The following is a 26,456-nucleotide window of genomic DNA, read 5'->3' as shown; positions in this document are numbered from 1 at the left end:
CAAAGAATCAGAATTTTCGAGAACCAAGGGTAAACTTAAAATAAACAAGGCGTTCGCAGGTGTTGGCAATCCAATGAAAGAATCGGTTTGACGGGTATCGATATTAAAATTGGCTAAACGAAAACAGGAACCCAAAGTGATGATAAATCCTAAGAAAGGGAGAAACTCATTGGCAACTTCTGGGTTTTGAGCCTCCTTCAGCAAACAAAACATAACAAAACCCGGGACAAGCCCACTGGTAATCATATCCGCGAGAGAATCCAATTGTAAACCTAATTCACCCGCAACTTTGAACAATCGGGCGAAAAATCCATCAAAAAAATCTAGAAAAATTCCGAGACAAACAAATAAGAATGCCATTTCAAAATTCAACTTCGACACAAAAACTACAGCAAGACAACCACAAAATAGGTTGAGTAATGTAATGATGTTGGGGATGTGTTTCTTTATATTCATTAGGATTCGAATTAGATTATCAAAGTTCACAAATTTAATATAATAAGTTAAAGAGAAGTGCGTTTTTTAAAAGAGATTTACCTCAATCCATTTTATTAGCATTAATGGGAAGTTAAAAAAGATTTTAGCTCGCTAAAAAATTATATTTTTGGAAAAAATTAAACAGCCATGGGGGCTGCAAAATAATGTATGTTGAAAAAACTTCAATTCTTCCTTCTCCTACTTCTTTGTGCTAATGCACCCGCTCAAACCGTCCGAAAGTATTCGAACGAGTTTATGAACATTGGCGTCGATGCAGCTGCTTTAGGAATGGCGAACGCGATGACTGCAAGTGCTAATGACGTCAATTCAGGATATTGGAATCCAGCAGGTTTAGTGCATCTTGAAGACCATCAAATGTCACTGATGCATGCTAATTATTTTGCAAATATTGCGCAGTACGATTACATTGCTTACGCAAATACCATTGACGACGAAAGTGCCTGGGGAATTTCACTCATCCGTTTTGGAGTCGATGATATTCTGAACACAACCGAATTAATAGACAGTCAGGGCAATATCGATTACAACCGCATTAGTCTTTTTTCGACAGCTGATTATGGAGTTACATTTTCTTATGCTCGAAAACTGCAGGTTCCAGGATTTCAGTATGGTATTAACGCCAAAATTATTCATAGAATTATTGGAAAATTCGCCGGTTCTTGGGGATTTGGGTTCGATGCCGGTTTACAGTTCGAAAGAAACGACTGGAAATTTGGGTTAATGTTACGAGATATTACAACAACCTATAATGTTTGGAGTATTGACCAGGCAGAATATAAAAAAATTGCCGATGCGATTCCTGGACAAAATCAGGAACTACCCGAAAGCACTGAAATTACAGCCCCAAAAGCACAATTGGGCTTGTCTAAAAAATTTATTGTTCGATATGATTATAGTATTTTGGCAGCAGCCAATCTCAATATGCAGTTTGCCAAAACAAATGACATCCTTTCGACCGAATTTGTGAGTATTGACCCTGCGTTGGGTCTTGAATTTGGCTATACCGATTTGGTTTTCTTACGTGCTGGTGTGGGAAATTTTCAAAACATACAACAAATTGACAATACCGAAAAAGTAGGTTTTCAACCCAATATTGGTTTAGGATTCAAATACATGGGAATACAAATCGATTATGCATTGACCAATTTAGGAAATCAAAGTGCAGCTTTGTATTCGAATATCTTTTCTGTAAAAGTAGATTTAGGACAATTTAGGAATTAAATCCATTCAAAAATGAAAGTGGTAACATATAAAAACACATTTCTTTCCTTTTTTCTTATTGGAACCCTTTCTGGTTTTGCACAAGCATTTACCTTATCGGATAAAGCTCGTGCCAGCGTGATTACTTGTGATACTGGTAATGAATCCTACTCACTTTTTGGCCATACCGCCATTAGAATTTGTGATGTCGGAAATAATCTCGATGTGGTTTATAATTATGGTGCATTTGATTTTAGGACTCCTAATTTTGTAGCAAAATTTGCCAAAGGAGATTTACAATATTTTGCGGTTGCCAATACTTTTTCGGACTTTATGAGTCAATATACTTATGAAGAAAGAAGTGTTTTTGAACAGGAATTAAATATTCCATTGACTTACAAACAAAAATTATTCGATAATTTGACTGCCGTTTTAGCCTCAAGCGAAAGTTATTATACCTATAAATTTATTGACAAAAACTGTACTTCGATGGTTGTAGATATGCTAAACAAAACTTTAGAATCTAAAGTAATCGCTTCAGAAATTGACTCTGACAAAACCTATAGAAGTATATTATTTCCCTATTTTGACAATTTTTTTTATGAAAAACTAGGAACTAGCATCATCTTCGGAACCAAAGTTGACGAATATAGTAATCACATCTTTTTGCCGCTCCAACTACTACAAAGCTTAGAACAAACTCAATTCAAAAATCAACCACTTTGCGTGGAAACCAAAACTCTTTTAGAATTCAAAAAACAAGCACCTCGTTCTTGGTGGAATAATATCTACTCTTATTTAATATTTCTTGGAATTATTCTGATTGCAAACAAAAAAATCCTTGATAATTTTTATCTAGTACTATTGGGACTTATAGGAGTATTTTTTACAACAATGGGATTTTATTCTTTTCACCAAGAGTTAGCTAATAATTACAATGTATTGTTATTCAACCCAACTTTGCTTGTTTTGTTTTACTTTCTAGTAGTGAAAAACAGCAAATGGATCATCAACCTAGCAGTATTTAATATCCTTTCAATCTTGGTTTATCTCATTAGTATGATCAACAAAGCACACTTAATTATTGTGCTACCATTGGTGATTACAAGTGCTTTTGTATTGGCAAGAATTATCTTCAAGAATTACAAATGTAATCCTATTGTAATTTAACTACTGTCCTCTATAAAACAAGATTGTACTAAACGTTTTTATCGTGATATTCAAATCTAAAAAGATGCTGCGGTGTTTGATATAATACAAATCATATTGCAGTTTTATAAGACTATCTTCAATAGATTCCCCGTAAGAATAGTTCACTTGGGCCCAACCTGTAAGTCCAGGTTTTATAACATGTCGTGTTTCATAAAAGGGCATTATTTGGGAAATTTCTTTGACAAAGAAGGGTCTTTCTGGCCTTGGACCAATCACAGCCATTTCACCTTTTAAAATATTGACAAATTGTGGAAATTCATCCATTCTTGTTTTGCGCATAAATTTACCAAAAGGTGTCACACGAGCATCGCTCACCCCTGAAAAAACTGCTCCTTTTGTCTCGGCATTGGTAATCATTGTTCGAAACTTGAGAATTTGAAAAACTATTCCATTTTTACCAACTCTTTCCTGAGTGTAAAATAATTTTCCTCTGTTTCCCAAGGCATTGCCCAATAAAATAATAGGAATTAAAAGTACTCCAATACACAATCCAAGTATTGAAATCGTAATTTCTAATATTCTAACCTGTAGCAAATACAATTGATTGTTATTACTTCGATTAAACGGAAAAAATTTATAGAAATCTTTAGTTATAAATTGTAATGGAATCCGCTGCGTTTTATCTTCATATACTTGAATGTATTCCCGTATTGTTGTACCCGATTCTAATAGATGAAGTAATTGCAAGTATAAATCTGGAGTAATATCTTCGGTATTTTGAGAAGCAACCACTATCTCAAATAGCTTATTCTCGTTTACAAACGAAACCAAATCATCTATATAAATTTGTTTCACATAGCTATACTCGATAAAATCATCGTTGTTTCTGTCAGAATTCACATAGGCTACAACTCGATAATGCGGATCCGATTTTTCTAAATCAAGAATTAATTGCTCAACCTGATCCCGATCGCAAACCAATAAAACATTTTGAACAAAACGATTGGAAGCCAAAAATTTAACATAAAAAGTTCGCCAAAGCAGCAGTGCAAAAAGTATTGTGAAATAAAAAACGACAATTTGAAATCTATTTTTAGGTAATTCCGCGGAGAATACGGGCGTCAATAAATAGAGCAAAACAGTCGTCGAAGCTGTTAAAATCGCACTTCTTAAAACTTGAAACTGATTGCTAGCCACTTGCAAATTATACATTTCGAATACAGAGCCAATAATTGAAATATAAAACCCAAGCGACACTATATAATAATAAGTACTAACCGAAGATTCCAAGTATTTCATTTCCAATAATCGACCTACAACAAACAAAGCCAATAAAACAAATAACACATCAAACATCCTTAGCAAAACTTTGCGCTCGGATACTTCAAAATGTATTTTTTTATTCTTATTCATAGCAATTTCTTATGTAAGATTGAGTTACGACAAATCTACATAAACATCTGCTGAAATCAATAAAAAATCGACAAACAACTTTGCATCCTTTAGTTTTTCGGAAGAAAATTTAATTTTGGCAAAACCAATACTAAGAAATACTAAAAACCAAAATCTGCCAAACAATTAGTGAGCTATTAAGAAAGGAAAATCCATTTAGCGAAGCGGTATTAAATCACTTATGCCAATCAAGGCAAACATTAAAGTTGTTAAATCAAAATGCAAAAAGAGAACCGATTGTCGTGCAGCAAACATTGGCTGTGCCATAAATTTTATAAAAACCAATCCGTCAAAGAACAAGATTATAAAGTGAAACAAAGTTTGTTCAATCGTTTTTTTTATAATTTTTCTAACCAACTCAAATACTGAGTCATCACAGCTTTTTGGGAAAAACTATTAACTATAGTTTGTTGAAGAGCTTTTCCAACTTTGTCACGCAAAAGAACATTATCTACCAATTCAACTAAAGCCTTATAAAACAATTCCCTCTCTCCCTTTTCAACCAATAAACCATTAATTTTATCTTGAATTAAAAAAGGAATCTCACCAACATTTGTTACTACCACTGGTTTTTCGTAAAAGCCATATTCAAGCAAAGCAACTGGTAATCCCTCAGATTTTGATGTCAAAACGCCTATTTCCGACTGAAGAAGAATGTTTTTAATATCATTTCTGGACCCATACACAAAAACCGAGTTTTCTAAATTATATTCCAAAATTAAATTTCTCACATTTTTTGAATACTCGTCTTCAAAATCTTTCCCTACCAAATGAAAGGTCCAATCCGGATGAGAAACTTTCATCTTTTTAGCTACTTCAAGCAATAAAAAATGATCTTTCTGAACTCTCAAATTCGCCAATGATACTATCCTCCTTCCCTGAAATCCTTGTAAAGTAGTTTGTGCTGAAGTTGTATTTCCCTCCGCGGGAAAATTAGGCAAATAAATCACATTATTATAATGCATTTTCTGTTCAGCCCAATTTTTAAGATGCTGGTTTACGGCTATAATGCCACTAAAAAAAGAAAGAATTGCTTTTAAAGCTATAGAAGGTCTTTTTGATAAAAACTCGCTATCCCCATAATGGTCATGCCAAATTAATTTTACCTTAGGGCAACTTAGTTTTAATAAAAAAGCGTTAAAAAAAGAAGTACTATGAGCGTGCACTATTTCTACCTTATTATCGACGACAAATTTCCGCAAATGTAGTAGTGACTTTAAGTCAAAAGCAGTTTTCTTTTTCAAAAAAAGATAAGGAACAGCAGCATCTATTTGATTTAATAATGCGCCCTCTTTCCGAGTTACCACTAAACCCGAAAACTCAATTTTATTGGCAAGCCCATTGGCGTAGTTCACTGCCATTCGTTCCGCACCACCCGCCTCAAGTGAATCTATGATTTGAATAATTCTCATGATTCAAGCATTTTTTTAATCTCCATTTCAAAAAGATCCAAAGTATAATTTCTAGACCATTCGCTAGCGTTTTCGCTCAATCTTTCATAAACATCCTCATTTTTAATAAGAGCTTCCATATGAAGAACATCTTTTTCCAAATCTATTTCTAATAAAACTCCTCTATTACCATAATCCAGCATAAATGGAACACAAGAAACTGCTGTTGCAACGGGAACACTACCCCAAAACATACCTTCGGCAATGGCTTTGGGCCAACCCTCACTGTCAGAAGGCAAAATAACAAAATGACTCGATTCGTAGGCACTCTTTACTGTTTCTTTAGTTTGGTTCCCAGCTAAGGAAATTATGTTTCCTAAGTTATTTTTTCTAATATATTCTTCCAAACTTTTTCGTTCAATCCCTTCTCCATACAAAGTTAAGGCAACATCAAATCCTTTTTTAAACAAAGATTCTACTAATTGAATAGCATACAAAGGTCTCTTTCCAACGACCAAGGTCCCGGCAAAAACAAAACTAATTTGTGCTTTTAACCCCCTTCGACTAATGGGAATTTTGTCAGTTTCTTGATAAGTGGCGGTAAAAAAAGGCGTAATATTCTTTGAACTTCCTTCCCATTCGCCATAAACCAAAACCTTCATATTTCTGGTTAAAAAAGTATTACTTAATATCCATTTTTGCAGGCGATAGGTTAATGGCTGCTTTGATTTTGGATCCCAATTTCCCGCATATTTGGCCGTTTTCAGTTTTTTAGGAAATAAAATCTGAACCATACAGCCCAATAAACCAATATTTCCGGGACATCGCAAATGAATATGGTCGGCTTTTTGCATAGTAGAATAGATCTTCCAACAGATTTTTGGAATTTTTAAAATCGCACTGAACAGACCTTTAAAATTCAAAACATCAAAACTTTCAATAGGTACAAAATCAATTTTTTGATGTTCATATTTGCAATCAATTGCCGATCTATCGGTATCAACTAATGGGGCAACAAGAATTACTTGATCAACATAGTTTGACCATAGATTCATTTCACGCACATATGGCGCATAAGCAAAATATTGATTTTGCTCAAGACTATGAGGTACATGAGTAATGAGGGCAAAAGTCATTCTAAACTATTCGGTTCCAATTAATAATTCTAGTGGTAAATGTATTGCTAAATCTAATCATTATCAACAACTGGCTTTATTTTTTAGATATAGTATGCATTATAATTAACCAAGTCAAATAATAAAATGACTAACTACTAACGAAAAAACTACTGCTAATCAACCCTTAACATTTGTTAACAAAATAGATTTTCAGAAACCATAATTAATTGTATTTTTACCGTTCAAAATTTAGAAAAATAAATGGGCAAAATCATAGCGATAGCTAATCAAAAAGGTGGTGTTGGAAAGACGACAACTTCGGTAAATCTGGCTGCATCACTCGGTGTTTTAGAAAAGAAGGTGTTATTGATAGATGCTGACCCTCAGGCAAATGCGAGTTCAGGTTTAGGGATAGATGTTAATACTGTTGAAATTGGAACCTATCAAATTATTGAACATAGCAATACTCCAAAAGAAGCTGTATTAAAATGTTCTGCTCCAAATGTTGATGTTATTCCGTCACATATTGACCTTGTTGCCATCGAAATCGAACTCGTAGATAAGGCTGATAGAGAATATATGCTTAAAAGAGCATTGGAAAGCATCAAAGACGATTACGATTACATTATTATCGATTGTGCTCCATCATTGGGATTGCTTACTTTAAACGCCTTAACAGCAGCAGATTCTGTAATTATTCCAATTCAATGCGAATATTTTGCACTAGAAGGTTTGGGGAAATTATTGAATACCATCAAAAGCATTCAAAAAATTCACAATACACAATTGGATATTGAAGGTTTGCTTTTGACAATGTTTGACTCTAGATTGCGTTTGTCAAACCAAGTTGTCGAAGAGGTTCAGAAACATTTTAATGATATGGTTTTTGAAACTGTAATTCAAAGAAATGTTAAGCTGAGCGAAGCGCCAAGTTTTGGCGAAAGCATTATAAACTATGACGCTACAAGCAAAGGAGCTAACAATTATTTACAATTAGCTCACGAAATTATAAAGAAAAACAGCAAATAATTTTTATGGCACAAGCACTAAAAAAACAAGCCTTAGGAAGAGGATTATCGGCTTTATTGAAAGATCCAGAAAACGACATCAAATCAGTAGAGGATAAAAACGCTGATAAAGTAGTCGGAAATATTATAGAGCTTGAACTTGAGGCGATAGAAATCAATCCATTTCAACCCAGAAGCAACTTCAATGAAGATTCATTGAGAGAATTAGCCTCATCCATAAAGGAATTAGGGGTAATTCAACCGATTACAGTTCGAAAATTAGACTTCAATAAATATCAATTAATTTCGGGAGAACGACGTTTGCGTGCCTCCACTTTAGTAGGATTGAAGACTATTCCTGCCTATATCCGAATTGCAAACGATAACGAATCTCTTATTATGGCATTGGTTGAAAACATCCAACGCCACGATTTAGATCCAATAGAGATTGCACTTTCGTACCAAAGATTGATCGACGAAATTCAGCTGACACAAGAGCAAATGAGCGAGCGTGTGGGAAAAAAACGTTCGACTATTGCCAATTACTTAAGACTTTTAAAATTAGATCCGGTAATTCAAACCGGAATACGCGATGGGTTTATTAGTATGGGGCACGGACGAGCGATTATCAATATCGAAAATCAAGATATTCAAACCGATATTTACCAAAAAATCGTGAGTCAGAATCTTTCGGTTCGTGATACAGAAGCTTTGGTAAAAAATTATCAGGAAAGTTTGAAACCTAAGCCTGCTGGAAAACAAAAATCAGCGGCCTTTGAAGTTTCCGATTCGGAAAAAAGCACATTCAATACCTATTTCAGCACAAAAGTTGATGTAAAAATTGATGGAAATGGTAAAGGGAAAATTACCATCCCGTTTCATTCTGAAGAAGACTTCAATAGAATTATTAAACTTATAAAAGGCTAGTGAATAAAATTTATTTCATAGTTCTGTTCCTTCTTGCACTAGGAAATAACTCCGCTTTTTCTCAAAAGAAAAAAGACGAGGCCTTGGTAGCAAAAGACACTTTGAAATCAAATGACATAGACCCTTTGACACCTGCAAAAGCCGCTTTTTATTCAGCTATTCTTCCGGGTTTAGGGCAAGCATACAATAAAAAATATTGGAAAATCCCAATCGTCTACGGCGCAATTGGTACTAGCTTGTATTTTTATATCGATAGCAGTAATAAATACAACCAATATCGAGATGCTTACAAAAGAAGATTAGAAGGGTATACAGACGATGAATTTAATTATTATAATGACGACCAATTAATTTCAGCTCAAAAATTCTATCAAAGAAACAAAGATTTTTCAGCTTTATTTGTCGTTGGGTTTTATGTGTTAAATATCGTTGACGCCAACGTTGACGCAGCTTTAATTCAGTTCAATGTAAATGAAAACTTATCTGTCAAACCAGATGTTTATATGAATGATGTAACATATCGAGCCAATTTTGGACTAACTTTAAATTACAATTTTTAACCCCTAAATCGAGAATTGAAAAACAAATAATACAATAAATGAAAATAGCATTATTAGGATACGGAAAAATGGGTCAAACAATCGAAAGAATTGCTCTCGAAAGAGGTCACGAGATTGTTTTGAAAAAAGACGAATTCAATACCTATGACGGGCTTTCAAATGCTGATGTAGCTATTGATTTCAGTGTTCCTGCTGTTGCCGTAGATAATATTTCAAGCTGCTTTTATGCTAATGTTCCCGTTATTTCTGGCACGACAGGCTGGTTGGATCGATACGAGGAAATGATTGCACTTTGTGCAGAAAAAAATGGAGCCTTTATCTCTAGCTCGAATTTTAGTTTGGGAGTCAATCTTTTCTTTGGACTTAATGAATATTTGGCAAAAATGATGTCTAAATTCAATTCTTATAAAGTGACGATGGAAGAGATTCATCATACGCAAAAATTAGACGCTCCAAGCGGAACAGCCATTTCATTGGCAAAAAGCGTTATAGAAAATAGTGATTATACCAATTGGACTTTGGATGAGGCAAAAGCAAATCACCCGAGCGATAGCGAACTGGCGAAGCATATTCATATTGAAGTAGTCAGAACTGGTGATGTTCCTGGAACACATACAGTGACTTATAATTCACCGATAGACGCTATCGAAATAAAACACACAGCGCACAATCGTGAAGGTTTTGCACTTGGCGCAGTAATCGCAGCAGAATGGATCATAGGAAAGCAAGGAGTATTTACAATGAAAGACGTTTTAGAATTAAAGTAAACTTGTTTCAAGTTTAAGGTTTAAAGTTCCAAGATGAACAACCTTAAACTTTAAACTTTAAACATAATAATTATGACAGCATATCAATGGTTTGTATTTTTCTTATTAGTACAAATAATCCACTTTTTAGGAACTTGGAAATTATATGAAGCAGCCGGCAGAAAACGTTGGGAAGCGGCAGTTCCTGTATACAATTCAATCGTATTGATGAAAATCATAGGTCGCCCAACTTGGTGGACATTATTGCTATTTATTCCAATCATCAATCTCATTATGTTCCCCGTTGTTTGGGTTGAAACTTTACGAAGCTTTGGAAAACGAACCTCTTTAGATACCTTTTTGGGTGTTATAACCTTAGGTTTTTACCTGTATTATATCAATTATATGCAGCCACTCAATTACGTTTCGGACCGAAAATTAACTCCCGAAAACAAAGCTGCAGATACAGTAAGTTCATTACTTTTTGCCATAATAGTGGCAACATTTGTGCATACTTATTTCATTCAACCGTATACGATTCCTACTTCATCATTAGAAAAATCACTGTTAATTGGTGACTTTCTATTCGTAAGCAAGATGAATTATGGTGCTCGAGTTCCTATGACTTCCGTTGCTTTGCCAATGGTTCACGACTCGATTCCATTAACCAAAAAGAAATCCTACCTGAGTTGGCCTCAATTGCCTTATTTCAGATTACCTTCTTTTCAGACCATTGCCAAAAATGATATCGTTGTTTTCAATTGGCCTGCAGATACCGTTTATCAATTTTTTGATAGATCAGGTAGAAGAGCAGTACTAAAACCTATTGACAAAAAATCAAATTATGTTAAAAGATGTCAAGGAACTCCAGGTGACAATCTTGAAATTAAAGATGGCATCGTCTATATAGATGGCAAACCTTTAGTACTTCCTGAAAGAGCAAAATCGCAATACGAACATACAGTATATTCTACAAAAGGAGTTTCAAATGAACTTTTAGTAGCTACTGGATCGACCGAATTCAATAGAGTTTACATCTTAAAACCAAGTAGTGAGGAACAAATTGCCGCTGTGCAACCTTTTATTTTGAATGCTTCGCAAAACCAGGACAAATCCTTTACCGTAATGACGGGTTTTAATGGAATTCCACTTAGTGTAATTCAAAAAACTGGATTATACGCGCAAGAAGTTTACGATGCCAAAAACGATGTCAATCTTACTTTAAAAGCAGCAGCAGAATTGCGCAAAAACTCGGCTATAGACTCTGTTATTAGACATATCGCAAAAAAAACACCGAGCTTAGACCCGAGTATTTTTCCGCATAACACCAATTGGACTGTGGATAATTTTGGTCCAATTACTATTCCTGAAGCGGGAAAAACAGTTCAATTAACGCAACAAAGTCTGCCTCTGTATAAAAGAATTATCGAAAATTACGAAGGGAATACCTTAGAGGCGAATGGCAATACCATCAAAATAAACGGCGAGGTTGCTACAAGTTACACTTTCAAGCAAAATTACTATTGGATGATGGGAGACAATCGTCACCGTTCTGAAGATAGCCGTTATTGGGGTTTTGTACCAGAAGATCACATCGTTGGAAAACCTGTCTTTATATGGATGAGTTGGGACACTAATGGCAAAGGATTAGGGAAAATTCGCTGGGAACGTTTATTTACTACCGTGGGTGGAGATGGACAACCACAATCCTATTTCCAAATTTTCTTAATTCTTTTAGCCGTCTTTTTTGTTGGCGATTATTTTTGGAAAAAAAGAAAAGCAAATAAAGTGTAAAGGTTTAAGGTTGCTTCAGCGCAAAAGGAATTAAACTTTTAAACTGTTTTAAACAACCTTAAACGATACTAAACAAAAATTAAAAATGAATCTTTTAATTCACCCCTCCTATTTTCCTTCGATTAGTCATTATGTTGCAATGGCTCAATCCGAAAGAATTGTATTTGAAATGGAGGATAATTTTCAAAAACAGACCAACCGAAATAGAACTTATATTTACAGTCCCAATGGAATACAGTTATTGAATATTCCAGTAAAACATTCGAAAGAAGCGCACCAAAAAACAAAAGAAATCAAAATTGAGAATGATTTCAATTGGCAAAAACAACACTTCAAATCACTTGAGGCAGCCTATAGGACTTCGCCTTTCTTTGAGTTTTTTGAGGATGAACTAGCTCCCATTTTCGAGAAAAAGCACCATTTTTTGATGGACTTGAATTTTGAAACGATGGAATTCGTATCAAAATGTCTTCGAATGAAATTGAACTTTGAAACCACTGTAGAATATTTCCACCAAGTGAACACTAACACTGTTTTCGACTACAGATCTTTGGTTGACGGAAAAAAAGATAAATCTCAATTCGAAGCTTACACACAAGTTTTCGATGATAAACACGGATTTCTAAACAATTTGAGTGTTTTGGATTTACTCTTTAATGAAGGAAAATACTCTTTAGACTACTTAAAAAGTCAAACCTTAATCTTTAAATAAGCTCCGAAAGAACTATTCCATCGAAAGTTTCGCCATAATGGGGTAATGATCTGAATTTTCGAAATCAGAAAAACTTTCAAATTTTTTGACTTTCATTTTATCATCTGCAAAGATGTAATCAATTCGAGCGGGATAATAGCGGAATTTATAAGTCGCTCCAAAACCTACGCCCGCTTCTTCGAAAGTATCGTTCAATGAACCCTTAATATTTCTATAAACATAGGAGAAAGCGCTGTTATTCATATCACCACAAATAATACTCGGATAAGGACAATTCTTCTTGTGCTCTTTGATAATCTCGGCTTGCTGCTGCTGTTGTTTGAACGCCTTACTTATTCTATATAACATTTTTTGTGATTTTCCTTGATTGATGGTCTCAATATTCTCATCTATTTCTGAAACATCTGGTGAAATTTTGATCGATTGCAAATGCATATTATAGACTCTTATAATATCTTTTCCTTTTTTGATGTCAACGTAAACTACATTATTATTTGAATTTGGAAAAACAATATTTCCTTGATCTATTATAGGAAATTTAGAAAATATGGCCTGTGCGGTTTTAATCTGATTTCCTTCCATCAAGATATATTTATGACTATACACTTTCAAATCAATATGGGCTGAATTTGAATATTCCTGGATACACAAAATATCAGGATTTTTTTCATTAATGAAAGTCAAAATATTATCGGGAACATCATCTCTGCTTACCCATTTGAACACATTAAACAGCCGAACATTATAGCTCATTACGGTAAAATCCTTTTCATTTTCAGGGTATTCTTTGGCCGAAAACTTATAAAACTTATTGATAAAAGTAATCCCCATCAAAAGTACCAAACCCGACAGAATCATTCTTTTCTTGAACTGAACACCCCAATACAAAAAAAACAACCCATTCAATATAAAAAAGAAAGGCATAAACAAGGTGAAAACCGATAAAAGAGGGAAAAGTTTTGGTGCCAAAAAAGGTAAAACATAAGCGACAAAAGTGGATACAGTTAGCACTATATTCAAAATAAACATCATTTTATTAAACCAAGAAAGGTTTTTCATTTTATGTTTGTTTTTTATGGTTTATGGTTTCGAACAACTCCAAACTACAAACCTTTTATTTTCCTGCTTTAAACAAAAATTCTTTTTCCTCTTTTGTCAAACAATCATAACCCGAACGACTAATTTTATCCAAGATTTCGTCGATTTGCTGTTGTGTCTTATCCTTAACAACTATTCTCGAAGCGGACTTAGTTTCCGGCTTTTTATAATTTTTATGCACCTTTTTAAAAGGCGTAGAAGGTGATTTACTAAACAAATTAACAAAAAAATCCAATAGGTTCGAAATAATTTTACTCAAATCCGTTCCGTTCTCCAGCAGTTTAATATAAATAAAACCGAAAAATGCCCCCGCCAAATGAGCAATATGCCCACCAGTATTTTCGAGACGAATTTGCATCAAGTCAATAACAACAATCACTAAGGTGATATGCCAAAGTTTCACATTTCCTATAAGTAATAACCTCACATTCATCAAAGGACTGTAGGTTGTAGTCGCAACTAAAATCGCCATAATCGCAGCAGATGCGCCTACTATGGAAGCACTTAAATTCATAAAATAATATCCTGCTGCAAAAGCGAAACCCGCGAAAATAGCACTCAGAACATACAATCCAAACAGTTGTTTCTGTGTGAAAAATGTTAGAAACAAGGTGCAAGAAAAATTTAAAATAATCATGTTGAAAAAGATATGCCCAAATCCATCATGAAAAAAAGCATAGGAAAGAAAGGTCCAAGGCTTAGTGATAAAAACCAAAGGTTCAGAATTGAGGGCAATCCAATTGGGAAAATTAAAAAATCCCGCAGCAAAATCATAAAAAAACAGCAATGAAACAAGAAAGCAAGCGACATTCCAGTAGATTAACCTTTGGGCTATTCCACCAAATTTGTAATGTCTCTTTAAGTCGTCTATAATACTGTTCATTTTATATCTAAATTTAATACTTGAATCTTGTGATTTCTCCCTTCGGTTGAAATGACAAAAAATGATTTGTTACCACTCATTTTAATTCCAACGATTGCCGTTAAACTGATTTTTCTTCCAAAACCACATCATCAAGAAACCTGTCAGCGCACCACCAACGTGTGCGAAATGCGCTATCCCTGTACTTCCGGCGCCAAAAATTGAACTCCCTTTGAAACCCAAAAATAAATCGATTGCCAAAATTCCCGGTACAAAATATTTGGCTTTTATTGGAACTGGAATAAACATCAAGGCCAATTCGGCATTGGGAAACATAAAAGCGAAGGCAGCCAATAGTCCATAAATTGCGCCCGAAGCTCCAACCACAGTTCCTTTGGAAACCATAGAGGCTTCAACAATAGTATTAAATTGCTGTTGACTGCAATTCACTCTCTCTAGAATACTATTTATTTCACCCGCCATCATTTGACCTTTTGCGCCAAAAAGAGTACTATAATCGGCATTTAACAAAAGTTGTATCTCTGACGATGTCAATTTCAAACTTGAAACATTTGATAACAAGGAATGAATCTCATAATAATTAACCCCTGTATGCAACAAAGCAGCTCCAAATCCACAAGAAATATAGAAAAACAAGAATTTTTTTCCACCCCAAAAATGCTCTAAAGCACTACCGAAAGAATAGAGTGCAAACATATTGAATAAAATATGTGCAATATTTGGAAATGGAGCGTGCATAAACATATGAGTAATGAACTGCCACCCCATAAATCTATCGTTCTCGGGATAATACAATGCAAAAAAATCATAGGCTACAGGCACAAAAAAAGAACCTACAAAAAAGAGAATGTTTATTATTAATAGTTGTTTGACAACTGGTGTGATGTTCATCATAGTGCAAATTTTTTGTCTAAATCTTCCACACGCATGGTGATGAAAGTAGGCTTCTGAAATGGAGAAACGTTAGGGTCTTTGCAAGCAAAAAGTCCGTTAACTAAGTTTTCCTGCTCTTTTTCGGTCATATAGGTTCCCGTTTTTACTGCCAAACTCTTGGCCATTGACTTGGCAATGGTGTCGTTCTGACTGAAACTGCTCTCTGGAATCCCATTGTGCAAATCACTCAAAAGCTGTTCCAAAACTATTGAAGCTTCGCTTTCGGAAACATTGACAGGCAATCCTGAAATGACCACGCTATCTTCATTGGCTTCTTCGAAAACAAAACCCGTATTAGTCAACGAAGGCTTCAATTCGGCAATCAATTGCATTTCATCGTTTGAAAAATACAAATGCAACGGAAACAGCAATTGCTGGCTCGAAGCCAAATGAACCGTGATACTCGTCAAAAATTGCTCGTACAATATGCGTTGATGCGCCCGTTGTTGATCGACAATAATCATTCCTGACTTGATTGGATTTACAATATATTTTTTATGAATTTGGTAGGTTTTATGTACCACTTGCTCAACTTCATCACTAGTAAACAAGGATGAAGTTACCGCTTCGTTTTCGAAAGTCATTGTTTCCACCTCTTCAGCATCTTGCTTGAGACCCACATACAAACTTTCCCAATTAGACGTTGGTTCAGGCTTTCTATAACTAGAATTTGAATTTGTAAAATGCTTATTGGGTTTAGATTCTTCAGAAAATGGGTTGAAACTACCATCCACTTGAATCGTAGGTGTTGCTGCCTCCACATCTTTGTAATGATATGGAGTGTCTAAATTGGAATCACGCTCAAAATCCAAAACAGGAGCCACGTTAAACTGACCCAAACTGTGTTTTATAGAAGCTCTCAAAATAGCGTACAAAGCCGATTCATCGTCAAATTTAATCTCTGTTTTGGTTGGATGAATATTGATATCAATAGTATTGGGTGGCACTTGAAGATAAATAAAATAAGTCGGTTGTGCACCGTCTTTCAAAAGTCCATCGTACGCAGCCATCACTGCGTGATGTAAATAACCACTTTTTATATATCGGTCGTTGACAAAGAAAAACTGCTCCCCACGACTTTTTTTAGCATATTCAGGTTTACCAACAAAACCTTGCACGTTGACAATTTCGGTTTCTTCACTTACAGGAACTAATTTTTCATTCGTTTTTCCCGAAAAAACAGATACAATTCGCTGCCTTAAACTCGATGGAGGCAAATTGAACATTTCGCTTCCGTTATGAAAAAAAGTAAAATAAATAGTAGGGTGTGCCAACGCCACGCGCTGAAACTCATCGATGATATGGCGGTATTCTACCGTATCTGACTTCAAGAAATTACGACGAGCTGGAATATTAAAAAATAAATTTTTAACACCAAACGAAGTCCCTTTCGGTAAAACAGCCACTTCTTGCGATACAAACTTACTGCCTTCGATTACGATATGTGTGCCTAATTCTTCTTGGTCTTGCTTGGTTTTCATTTCGACGTGAGCAATCGCAGCGATTGAGGCCAATGCTTCGCCACGAAATCCTTTGGTGTGTAATGAAAATAAATCTTCTGCTTGGCGGATTTTGGAAGTAGCGTGCCGTTCAAAACACAGACGAGCATCGGTAACACTCATCCCTTTTCCGTTATCTATAACCTTAACCAAGGATTTTCCAGCGTCTTTGATAATCAATTTAATATCGGTCGCTCCCGCATCAACAGCATTTTCCAGCAGTTCTTTGACCACCGAAGCCGGACGCTGAACCACTTCACCAGCGGCAATTTGATTGGCAACATGATCAGGAAGTAATTGAATGATACTCGACATTTTTTTTGTGTTCAGTGTTCAGTAAATAGTATTCAGTAAAAAACCGAAGTGAGCAAATTTAAGGATTTTCTATTGGGATTGCTACCAAAAGTAATCATAAAAAAACCTATACCCTCCAAGAAAAGTATAGGTTCAAATTCCGATAGTAATCGGAAGTAAAATTTTATTTATTCCTCTATCATTTTCAAACCTTCAATCTGCAAAGGTCCTGTTGATAACAGTGGCTGATTTTTATATTGATGACTAAATGAAGCTTGATGTCTTAAATATGCCATTTTAATCGCGGCGATAGCGGCTTCGGTGCCTTTATTTCCGTGCTTTCCTCCACTTCTATCAATGGATTGCTGCATCGTATTATCGGTCAGAACGCAAAAAATTACTGGCACATCGGTTTGCACGTTCAAGTCTTTTATGCCTTGAGCCACACCTTCGCAAACAAAATCAAAATGTTTGGTTTCTCCTTGAATTACACAACCAATCGCAATTACTGCATCGACATTCTGTGTTTGAAGCATTTTCTTTGCTCCATAAACAAGCTCAAAACTTCCTGGAACATTCCAACGAATGATGTGCTCAGAAGGCACTTCGTTTTCCAAAAGACCAGTAACAGCACCAAAACAAAGACCTTCGGTTATGTTATCATTCCATTCTGAAACAACAATCCCAAACCGAAAATTTTTCGCGTCTGGGATTGAATTTTTATCGTATTCGGATAAGTTTTTATTTGTAGTTGCCATCTTTTTTTAAGATTTTAATGTTTAGATTTCTGATAACAAAAATACGAATCTAAAATCTAATTTCAGCAATCTAACATGTATATTATTGCGCTAAACCAATCAATACATCAATTGTAGCAGCTTCAGGTGAAGCATCAAAATTGTCTTTAATATCGGTAAAATATTTTAAAGCTTCTTCTTTATTTCCCATTGCCAAAGCCGTTTTTCCTGCTTTCAACAAGAAGCGCGGAGTAGTGAAATCATTTTTATTAGATTCAGCTGCTTTTACATAATATTCTAAAGCTTCTTTTGCTTGATTTTTTTGAGAATAAGCATCACCTATAGCTCCTTTTGCCATAGCACTCAATATAAGGTCTTCTGATTTGAATTTACCTAAATACTCAATAGCTTCCGCATATTTTTTTGTATTCAAGTAAGCGATACCTGCATAATAATTAGCCAAATTTCCAGCATCGGTTCCTGAATATTCATCTGCAATTTTTACAAATCCAAATTTTCCTTCAGAACCATTCAATGATAATTTATACAAAGAATCACTAGCAACACCATCAGTAGCTTTCTGAAAGTTCTGTTGTGCAACAAACATTTCGTTTGCGGCTTCTTCTTCATTAGGAGCAGCAACAAATTTTTGGTAAGCTAAATACCCTACTGTCACTAAAGCAATCGCAGCAACAACTCCTATAATTATTCTTTGATTTTTGGCTACAAAATCTTCCGTTTTTGATGCAGTGGCATCTAATGTAGAGAAAACTTCTGCTGTTGTACTATTTTTTTCTAATACTGAAATATCTTCTGTAACTTCTTTTACTTCTTTTTCTTTTGCTGGTTTATATCCTCTTTTATTATAAGTAGCCATTTAATTTTAATTTAGTGAGCCGCAAAAATAAAATTTTTATTCGTATCGTCATAAAAAAAGTAACTTTATATTTAAATAAAAATGCATTATCCTCTATTTAAGTATTCGGTTCTTTCCATTTGGAAAATTTTTCCCATTTGAAATTGCCTAAAAGTAAATTTTATCGATAATTTTCAATAATTTGCACCCTCTAACAGACGCATCTGAAAGAACAAAAAATTCCATTGGAGCCCGAGCAAAATGTACCTAAAAAAAATTTCATTATTCAATTACAAAAATTTTTCTGAAGCAGATTTCGAATTTGTAGGCAAAATAAATTGTTTTGTTGGGAAAAACGGAATTGGAAAAACCAATGTATTAGATGCCATTTATCATCTGTCGTACGGCAAAAGTTATTTCAATCCACAAGCGGTTCAAAACATCAAACATGGTCAAGAGTTTTTTGTTATCGATGGGGAATTTGAAATCAAAGACAGAAACGAGCAAATCGTTTGCAGCCTCAAAAAAGGGCAAAAGAAAATATTGAAGCGCAACGGCAAAATCTATGATAAATTCTCGGAGCATGTGGGTTTTATACCTTTAGTAATTATCTCTCCAGCCGATCGGGATTTGATTGTGGAAGGTAGCGAAACGCGAAGGAAATTTATGGATAGTGTTATTTCGCAACTCGACTCCCAATACCTGAAACAGCTCATTCAGTACCAAAAAGTAATGAGTCAACGCAATGCACTGCTTAAATATTTTGCGGTAAATTATGTTTTCGATAACGACACACTTTCGATTTATAACGAGCAACTCGACAATTTTGGAAAATACATTTTCGAAAAAAGAAAAGCATTTATCGAGCAGTTTATTCCCATTTTTAATGCGCATCATCAATCTATTACCGGTTCGCAGGAAACGGTTCAATTGGTTTACGAAAGTCATTTATTCGAAAAAGATTTGCTCACGCTTTTAGAAGAAAACATCAATAAAGACAGGGCTTTGAACTTTACTAGCGTTGGAATTCACAAAGACGATTTGTCGTTTGAAATTGACAATTACCCGATCAAGAAGTTTGGTTCCCAAGGGCAGCAAAAATCGTTCTTAATTGCCTTGAAATTGGCACAATTCGAATTTTTGAAAATTCAAAGTGGATTGAAACCCATTTTGTTATTTGATGATATCTTCGACAAATTAGACGAAAGTCGAGTGGCCAAAATAGTAGAAATGGTTAACAGCGACACCTTTGGACAGTTATTTATTTCTGATACACATCCTGAAAGAACTGAAAAAATCGTCAAATCAACACATCAAACCTATAAAATTTTCAATCTTTAAATCTGAAATATTTTACCCTTTAGATTCTAAATCCGACAAAGAAATTGTCTATTTTAGCGGCATTAATATCAAAATCATATTGCAATGAAATCCATTCTTAAAATCTTTATTATATTCATTTCTATTTCGATTCTATCTTGCAAAGGGCAAACGTCCAAAAACATACTAGATGTTGACCCTAAGACTTTTTCTGAAAAATTGGCGGCTACACCAAATGCGCAAATTATTGATGTGCGAACTCCTCAAGAATTTGCAGGAGGTCATATTGAAAACGCCATAAACATCGATTGGTTTGGCGATGATTTTGAAGCAAATGCTCAAAAATTAGACAAAACCAAACCCCTTTTTGTTTATTGCAAAACCAATAATAGAAGTCCCAAAGCAGCAGCTAAATTGGAAGAATTAGGATTTACAACCATTTATAACCTGCAAGGAGGCTTATTAAAATGGGATGCTGATGGATACTCAAAACCCACCGACAAAATCATAGGAGTTTGCAGTCAGGAATATGCCGAATTACTAAACACGAACAAAAAAGTACTGATTGATTTTAATGCAAAATGGTGTGCACCTTGCAAGAAAATGGCTCCGTATCTTGACAAAATGCAAAAGGAAATGGCTGACCAAATGGTTATTATCCGATTGGATGCCGACGAAAATCCAACCTTAATAAAAGAAATGAAAATCGTCGAACTGCCCACACTTATTTTATATGAAAATAAAGTAATAAAATGGAAAAATTCGGGTTACATCAGTGAAGAAGATTTGAAAAAACAACTGCAATAATTCGTTCTATATGCTTTCAAAAGACAGTGTACAATTTCTCGACGACTTAAAAGCCAACAACAATAGAGAGTGGTTTTTAGAAAATAAAAAGCGCTATGAAGTTTTCAAAAAAGACTATCATCAACTGGTTGGTGATTTTCTGAATGCGATGAAACCGCTCGATCCTTCGCTAGAAATGCTGGAAGTGAAAAACTGCACGTTCAGAATCAACCGCGACATTCGGTTTTCGAAGGATAAATCGCCTTATAAAGATCATATTGGTGTTTGGTTATCTAGCGGAGCTAAAGGAAAAAATCGTTCTGGATATTACGTACATCTTGCAAGAACTGGTAGTTTTATAGCTGGAGGATTCTATTGTCCAGAAGCGGAAGATTTGAAAAAAGTGCGCAAAGAGATTGCTTATTTCTACGATGACCTTGAAGAAATTCTGCAAGAAAAAAACTTCCAAAAGGAGTTTACTGATTTTGACAGAAATGAAACCAACATTTTAAAAAACCCGCCAAGAGGTTACGAAAAAGATCATCCGGCAATTGAATTTCTGAAATTAAAAAGTTTCGAAACATCCCAAAAATTCGACATTGAAGAGGTTACAAAGGAGGATTTTGTTGCTAAAATGAGTCAAAAACTAATTACTTTGAAACCTTTGAATGATTTCATTAATAGAGCGCTAAGTTCGGAAGAATAAGATACTAAATGCCAAAAAGAAAGATACTTTTTCTAGGAGAAACTTACAGAGCAGACGCCATAACTTGGATGAATGGCCTGAAAGAATTTGGCGATTTCGAAATTATCACTTGGGAATTAAAATCTTCAAATCATACTTTTATTGATCGTTGTCTCCGTCTTTTAGAATTTTCTACAGGACTTTTTCAGGTCAAAAAAATAATCAAATTACAACAGCCGGATATGGTTATTGCCGAGAGAACCACGAGTTATGGTTTTCTAGCGGCGATTTTAAATTTTAAACCAATTGCCATTGCTCAGCAAGGAAAAACCGATTTATGGCCAGAAAAATCGATTTTGTTGCCTTTAAAAAAAATGACTCAACATTATGCTTTCAAAAAAGCCAATTTGATTCACGCTTGGGGACCTGTAATGGCGATTTCGATGAAAAAAGTGCACGTCGATATGAGCAAAGTTTTGGTTTTGCCCAAAGGAATTGATTTGGAAAAATTTGGTAACAAAAACAGTTCGTCCGAAAAAATTTCTGCGATTGTAACACGTTCTTTGATGCCTGAATACAGTCACGACGTCATTCTGCAAGCCTTCAGGATTTTAAGCCAAAGAGGAATTGATTTTGAATTGACCATTGTGGGAGACGGAAAATTGCTGCCGATGCTAAAAGAATTAGCAACAAAATTAGCAATTGCAGACAAAGTTTATTTCACGGGAAGAATTCAAAACACTCAATTACCTGAACTATTACAAAAATCTAATTTATATATCAGTATGCCTATTACCGAAGGGGTTTCGGCTTCCTTATTTGAAGCCATGGCTTGCAAATGCTACCCTATTGTTTCAGATATTCCAGGAAATCAAAGTTGGGTTACCCATCGAAAAAACGGACAATTAATAACTCTTGGCGATACTGAAATGTTAGCCGAAGAGATCCTCTGGGCTTTCGAGAACAAGGAAATAAGAGAGGAAGCTGTATCGAAAAATAGAAAATTTGTCGAAGAAAACGCGAATTATAAAACCAACATGAAAATCATTGCCGACGCTTATCACGAATTAATTAACACATCAAAAAACAACTAGTCATGTGTGGAATTAATGGTATTTTTCATTTGCAATCACAGAAAAAAGTAGACGAACGCCTTTTGACAAAAATGCGCGATTCGCTAGAACATCGTGGTCCAGATGATAAAGGTTTATTCATAGAAAACAATGTGGGTTTAGGCCACAGAAGACTTTCTATCTTGGATGTTTCTGCAGCAGGACACCAACCTTTTTTATCCGATGATGGTCGTTATGTGATGACCTATAATGGAGAAATATACAATTTTAGAGATTTTTATCCGGAACTTAAAAGCAATGGCTTTGACATAAAAACAAGCTCAGACACCGAGGTTTTGTTGAAATTATTTCAATTGCACGGATTGAAAATGCTCAATCGCCTCAACGGAATGTTTGCCTTTGTGATTTGGGATAAACTGGAACGCAAAATGATCACTGTTCGCGACAGAATGGGGGTTAAGCCGTTATATTATTCATTTTACAACGAAACTTTCTATTTCGGTTCCGAACAAAAAGCTCTTTTCACCGCTGGAGTTCCTCTGAAAATGGCTCAGAATGGAATGGAGGAATACATTTTCAACCGTTTTGTTGCTGGAGAAAATACGCTCTACGAAAATGTCAAAAAAGTACTTCCTGGACACATTTTAACCATTCACGAAAGTGGAAAAATAACTAATGAAAAATGGTGGGATTTGAAAGAAGAAATTCAAAACCAACCCAAAATTAAAAATCCGGTCGAATGGTTTCGCGAAACCTTTGATGAATCCATAAAATTGCGAATGGTCAGCGATGTTCCTGTGGGTGTTTTGTTGAGCGGCGGACTTGATTCTTCTTCGATACTAGCTTCGCTAAACCATCAGAATTTCAGAGACATTCAGACTTTTAATATCGGTTTCAAAGAAAAAGAGCACAACGAATCGCATTTGGCCAAAAATATGGCAGAAAAATTCGATTACGAATTTCACACCATGCAATTAGAAGATCACTCTCTTTTTGACAAGCTAGTTAGTTCGACCTATTACCAAGATGAACCCATTATGCATTTGAGCGAACCTCATATTTTGGCCCTTGCACAATTGGCAAAACCAAATGTAAAAGTATTGCTTTCTGGCGAAGGAGCCGACGAACTAATGGGCGGCTATGTACGCTACAAAGCATTGCAATATCCTTCTTTACTCAAAGCAATTGCCACAGTTGGTCATATGGATTATTTCACAACCAAGCCACGATTCGAGAAATTAGCGCGCTATTCGCAAATAGAAAATAGTGATGATTTGGTACTTTATAACGGTTCGAATATTTACCCTAAAGATATTGCTCAAACTTTTGGCATTAATCATTCGCCAAAAAACGAATACCGGAATCAAATTCTCGCTGATGCCAAAGAACTGTATCCAAACAATCTGAGAAGACAAGCATTATATTTTGACCAACACACCTATTTATGCTCTTTACTAGATCGAAATGACCGCTGCACTATGGGCGCTTCAATAGAATGTAGAGAGCCTTTTTTGGATCAAAGATTAGTCGCGGGATTGGGTTCTTTGGATGACAAATGGTTATTTAAAGGGAAGAAATGGAAATACATCCTTAAATCTGCAATGGCAGCAAGGCTTCCCGATGAAATCTTAAAATTCAAAAAAGTAGGATTGAGTGTTCCTTGGGGCGACTATCTAATAAAAAGTCCAGAATTTATAGATGAAATAGAGTCCTTTGCAAAGAGTGACTTATTCAAAATGGAGTATTTCGAAAGCATTGATGCCCAAAAACTGGTTGCCAATTTCAAAAAAGGAGACACAAAATTAATCCCCTACCTTATGCCTCTTTTTATGATGCACATTTGGCAAAAAACCTATGCAACTCAATTTTAAAGTAATCCACACTTGTATCAATTTTAAAAATGTCACACAGATGATACTGATTTAAACAAACAAAAACAGATTTCTTTAGAAAAAATCCGTGAAAATCTGTCTAATCTGTATCATCAGTGTACCAATATGGAATTATTTAGTCCGCATTGCGGACTTTGATATAAATTTTAATCCTTACTTTTGAACGAGATTCAAAACGCACCGATTTTATGGAAATACAAACTAATTTTTCTCTAAAAAACTATAACACTTTTGGCATCGAAGCCAGTGCTAAACAATTTGTTGCCGTTCATTCTTTGGCCGAATTGAAAAAGGTTTTAGAACAATACAAATCTGAAAAAAAATTTATTCTCGGCGGCGGAAGCAATATGCTCTTGACTCAAAATATCGATGCATTGGTGATACACGTTGATTTGAAAGGAAAAAAAATAATCAAGGAAACCGATGATTCCGTTTGGGTCGAAAGTCAAGCTGGCGAAAATTGGCACGAATTTGTCCTTTGGACCATCGAACAAAATTTTGGTGGGTTAGAAAATATGTCACTCATACCGGGAAATGTGGGCACAACACCAGTGCAAAATATTGGCGCTTACGGTACTGAAATCAAAGACACTTTCGAATCGTGCGAAGCCATGGAAATTGAAAATCAGGAAATGAAAACATTTACCAAAGCGGAATGTCATTTCGGTTACAGAGAAAGTATTTTCAAAAATGAAGTGAAAGGCCAATACATTATCACTTCGGTGGTTTTTAAATTGACCAAACAAAATCACAACATAAACATTTCGTACGGCGATATCAAAGCAGAATTAGCAAAAAACAATGCCGAAACCCCAACTTTAAGGGATGTAAGCAATGCGGTTATCGCTATTCGACAAAGTAAATTACCCGACCCAAAAGAATTGGGTAACAGCGGAAGTTTTTTCAAAAACCCGATACTATTAAAATCAGATTTCGAGAAAATTCATCAAAAATTTCCCGAAATGAAATACTATGAAGTTTCAGCAACCGAAGTGAAAGTTCCTGCAGGTTGGCTCATTGAACAAGCAGGTTTCAAAGGAAAACGTTTTGGCGATGCGGGAATTCACAAAAATCAAGCCTTAGTATTGGTCAATTACGGAAATGCAAGCGGACAAGAAATTCTATATGTGTCCAAAAACATTCAAGAAACTGTTTTTAAAACCTTTGGCATTGCTATCGAAGCCGAAGTCAATATCATCTAAATTTAAACCGGTCTAATTAAATATAAAACTAATTGCAGTTTGACAATGAGAAATTGGTGATTGATAATTATCTTTGTACCCATTTTAAAAAGAAGCCAAACCAATATGTTACTGTTCACTCTATACTTTTTTATTGTTGTAGTTGCTATCCAACTTATATATTACCTTCTAGTTTTTGCGAAATTTGCTTTCGCCAAAGCGCAAAAATCAACACCAAAAAAAATATCGGTTTCTGTCATTGTTTGCGCCAAAAATGAGGCCGAAAACGCCATTCGATTCGTTCCGTTGCTTGCGGAACAAGACTATCACGATTACGAAATCATTTTGATTGACGATGCTTCGAGTGACCACACTTTGGAAATATTCGAAGAATTTGAAAAACAATATTCCAATATCAGATTGGTCAAAGTAAAAAACAACGAAGCCTTTTGGGGAAACAAAAAATACGCTTTGACACTTGGAATAAAAGCGGCTAAAAAAGATTATTTATTGTTTATTGACGCCGATTGTTACCCATCGTCGAAAGATTGGATTACGAGCATGAGTTCCCAATTTACCATGCAAAAAACCATTGTTTTGGGTTATGGAGCCTACGAAAAAGTTGCCAATTCTTTCCTAAATAAAATCATCCGCTTCGAAAC

The 26,456-nt window shown here is 35.0% G+C and carries 25 protein-coding genes; 15 read left to right on the top strand and 10 right to left on the bottom strand.

The window, feature by feature from the left end; translation table 11 throughout:
- Positions 1-456 (bottom strand): CDP-alcohol phosphatidyltransferase family protein (locus ACIQ1E_RS08155; RefSeq protein ID WP_396170377.1); only part of this gene is annotated, 456 nt, incomplete at its 3' end.
- Positions 457-732: 276 nt separating this feature from the next.
- Between ACIQ1E_RS08155 and ACIQ1E_RS08150 the strand changes: the two genes are divergently transcribed.
- On the top strand, positions 733-1,719 hold the full coding sequence (locus tag ACIQ1E_RS08150; protein WP_396170381.1) for a PorV/PorQ family protein: 987 nt from the start codon (positions 733-735) through the stop codon (positions 1,717-1,719).
- Positions 1,720-1,731: 12 nt separating this feature from the next.
- Positions 1,732-2,868, top strand: a complete 1,137-nt coding sequence (locus ACIQ1E_RS08145; protein ID WP_396170375.1) for a DUF4105 domain-containing protein — start codon at positions 1,732-1,734, stop codon at positions 2,866-2,868.
- Here the strand turns inward: ACIQ1E_RS08145 and ACIQ1E_RS08140 are convergent, their stop codons facing one another.
- From ACIQ1E_RS08140 to ACIQ1E_RS08130, 3 genes are all read right to left on the bottom strand, one after another.
- On the bottom strand, positions 2,869-4,263 hold the full coding sequence (locus tag ACIQ1E_RS08140; protein WP_396170373.1) for an exopolysaccharide biosynthesis polyprenyl glycosylphosphotransferase: 1,395 nt from the start codon (positions 4,261-4,263) through the stop codon (positions 2,869-2,871). It abuts the gene before it with no gap.
- A gap of 377 nt (positions 4,264-4,640) precedes the next feature.
- Complete coding sequence (locus ACIQ1E_RS08135) at positions 4,641-5,714, bottom strand: glycosyltransferase (protein ID WP_396170371.1); 1,074 nt, start codon at positions 5,712-5,714, stop codon at positions 4,641-4,643.
- Complete coding sequence (locus ACIQ1E_RS08130) at positions 5,711-6,829, bottom strand: glycosyltransferase family 4 protein (RefSeq protein ID WP_396170369.1); 1,119 nt, start codon at positions 6,827-6,829, stop codon at positions 5,711-5,713. The genes ACIQ1E_RS08135 and ACIQ1E_RS08130 overlap by 4 nt, the downstream gene beginning before the upstream one ends.
- Positions 6,830-7,072: 243 nt before the next feature.
- On the opposite strand from ACIQ1E_RS08130, the gene ACIQ1E_RS08125 reads away from it, so the two are divergent.
- The 6 genes from ACIQ1E_RS08125 (at position 7,073) to ACIQ1E_RS08100 (ending at position 12,557) form a co-directional block, all read left to right on the top strand.
- A complete protein-coding gene (locus ACIQ1E_RS08125; protein WP_396170367.1) occupies positions 7,073-7,840 on the top strand; it encodes a ParA family protein in 768 nt (255 codons plus the stop codon).
- Between the two features lie 5 nt (positions 7,841-7,845).
- Positions 7,846-8,745, top strand: a complete 900-nt coding sequence (locus tag ACIQ1E_RS08120; RefSeq protein ID WP_396170365.1) for a ParB/RepB/Spo0J family partition protein — start codon at positions 7,846-7,848, stop codon at positions 8,743-8,745.
- Positions 8,745-9,305, top strand: a complete 561-nt coding sequence (locus ACIQ1E_RS08115; RefSeq protein ID WP_396170363.1) for a DUF5683 domain-containing protein — start codon at positions 8,745-8,747, stop codon at positions 9,303-9,305. Before ACIQ1E_RS08120 ends, ACIQ1E_RS08115 begins: the two co-directional genes overlap by 1 nt.
- 38 nt (positions 9,306-9,343) lie before the next feature.
- Complete coding sequence (gene dapB, locus ACIQ1E_RS08110) at positions 9,344-10,072, top strand: 4-hydroxy-tetrahydrodipicolinate reductase (RefSeq protein ID WP_396170361.1); 729 nt, start codon at positions 9,344-9,346, stop codon at positions 10,070-10,072.
- Positions 10,073-10,144: 72 nt separating this feature from the next.
- Positions 10,145-11,845, top strand: coding sequence for a signal peptidase I (gene lepB, locus ACIQ1E_RS08105; RefSeq protein ID WP_396170359.1), 1,701 nt, complete (start codon positions 10,145-10,147; stop codon positions 11,843-11,845).
- 85 nt (positions 11,846-11,930) lie between these two features.
- Positions 11,931-12,557 carry a WbqC family protein gene (locus tag ACIQ1E_RS08100; RefSeq protein WP_396170357.1) on the top strand — a complete coding sequence of 209 codons (627 nt, stop codon included), beginning with the start codon at positions 11,931-11,933 and terminating at the stop codon, positions 12,555-12,557.
- Positions 12,558-12,569: 12 nt separating this feature from the next.
- Here the strand turns inward: ACIQ1E_RS08100 and ACIQ1E_RS08095 are convergent, their stop codons facing one another.
- From ACIQ1E_RS08095 to ACIQ1E_RS08070, 6 genes are all read right to left on the bottom strand, one after another.
- Entirely contained in the window at positions 12,570-13,616 is a 1,047-nt protein-coding gene (locus tag ACIQ1E_RS08095; RefSeq protein WP_396170355.1) for an endonuclease/exonuclease/phosphatase family protein, read from the bottom strand.
- 55 nt (positions 13,617-13,671) lie between these two features.
- Complete coding sequence (locus ACIQ1E_RS08090; protein WP_396170353.1) at positions 13,672-14,538, bottom strand: rhomboid family intramembrane serine protease; 867 nt, start codon at positions 14,536-14,538, stop codon at positions 13,672-13,674.
- An 81-nt stretch (positions 14,539-14,619) separates the two neighbouring features.
- Positions 14,620-15,432 (bottom strand): rhomboid family intramembrane serine protease, encoded by an 813-nt coding sequence (locus ACIQ1E_RS08085; RefSeq protein ID WP_396170351.1) that lies wholly within the window; start codon positions 15,430-15,432, stop codon positions 14,620-14,622.
- Entirely contained in the window at positions 15,429-17,285 is a 1,857-nt protein-coding gene (mutL, locus tag ACIQ1E_RS08080; protein ID WP_396170349.1) for a DNA mismatch repair endonuclease MutL, read from the bottom strand. Before mutL ends, ACIQ1E_RS08085 begins: the two co-directional genes overlap by 4 nt.
- 167 nt (positions 17,286-17,452) lie before the next feature.
- On the bottom strand, positions 17,453-18,022 hold the full coding sequence (gene ribH / locus ACIQ1E_RS08075; RefSeq protein ID WP_396170347.1) for a 6,7-dimethyl-8-ribityllumazine synthase: 570 nt from the start codon (positions 18,020-18,022) through the stop codon (positions 17,453-17,455).
- Positions 18,023-18,104: 82 nt separating this feature from the next.
- On the bottom strand, positions 18,105-18,878 hold the full coding sequence (locus ACIQ1E_RS08070) for a tol-pal system YbgF family protein (RefSeq protein WP_396170345.1): 774 nt from the start codon (positions 18,876-18,878) through the stop codon (positions 18,105-18,107).
- 240 nt (positions 18,879-19,118) lie between these two features.
- Between ACIQ1E_RS08070 and recF the strand changes: the two genes are divergently transcribed.
- The 7 genes from recF to ACIQ1E_RS08035 all read left to right on the top strand — a co-directional run.
- Complete coding sequence (gene recF / locus ACIQ1E_RS08065) at positions 19,119-20,198, top strand: DNA replication/repair protein RecF (RefSeq protein ID WP_396170343.1); 1,080 nt, start codon at positions 19,119-19,121, stop codon at positions 20,196-20,198.
- A gap of 84 nt (positions 20,199-20,282) precedes the next feature.
- Entirely contained in the window at positions 20,283-20,984 is a 702-nt protein-coding gene (locus ACIQ1E_RS08060) for a rhodanese-like domain-containing protein (protein ID WP_396170341.1), read from the top strand.
- A 10-nt stretch (positions 20,985-20,994) separates the two neighbouring features.
- Positions 20,995-21,669, top strand: a complete 675-nt coding sequence (locus tag ACIQ1E_RS08055; protein ID WP_396170339.1) for a DUF2461 domain-containing protein — start codon at positions 20,995-20,997, stop codon at positions 21,667-21,669.
- Positions 21,670-21,677: 8 nt separating this feature from the next.
- Positions 21,678-22,742: a glycosyltransferase family 4 protein gene (locus ACIQ1E_RS08050; RefSeq protein WP_396170337.1), complete on the top strand. Its 1,065-nt coding sequence runs from the start codon at positions 21,678-21,680 to the stop codon at positions 22,740-22,742.
- 2 nt (positions 22,743-22,744) lie between these two features.
- Positions 22,745-24,592: an asparagine synthase (glutamine-hydrolyzing) gene (gene asnB / locus ACIQ1E_RS08045; RefSeq protein ID WP_396170335.1), complete on the top strand. Its 1,848-nt coding sequence runs from the start codon at positions 22,745-22,747 to the stop codon at positions 24,590-24,592.
- A 170-nt stretch (positions 24,593-24,762) separates the two neighbouring features.
- Positions 24,763-25,815 carry a UDP-N-acetylmuramate dehydrogenase gene (gene murB / locus ACIQ1E_RS08040; protein WP_396170379.1) on the top strand — a complete coding sequence of 351 codons (1,053 nt, stop codon included), beginning with the start codon at positions 24,763-24,765 and terminating at the stop codon, positions 25,813-25,815.
- Positions 25,816-25,920: 105 nt separating this feature from the next.
- Positions 25,921-26,456 (top strand): glycosyltransferase (locus tag ACIQ1E_RS08035; RefSeq protein ID WP_396170333.1); only part of this gene is annotated, 536 nt, incomplete at its 3' end.

Source organism: Flavobacterium sp., from assembly GCF_044348915.1.
Lineage (GTDB): Bacteria > Bacteroidota > Bacteroidia > Flavobacteriales > Flavobacteriaceae > Flavobacterium.
Note: the sequence above shows the minus strand (reverse complement) of the source record. Positions and strands in the feature narration are given on the sequence as shown.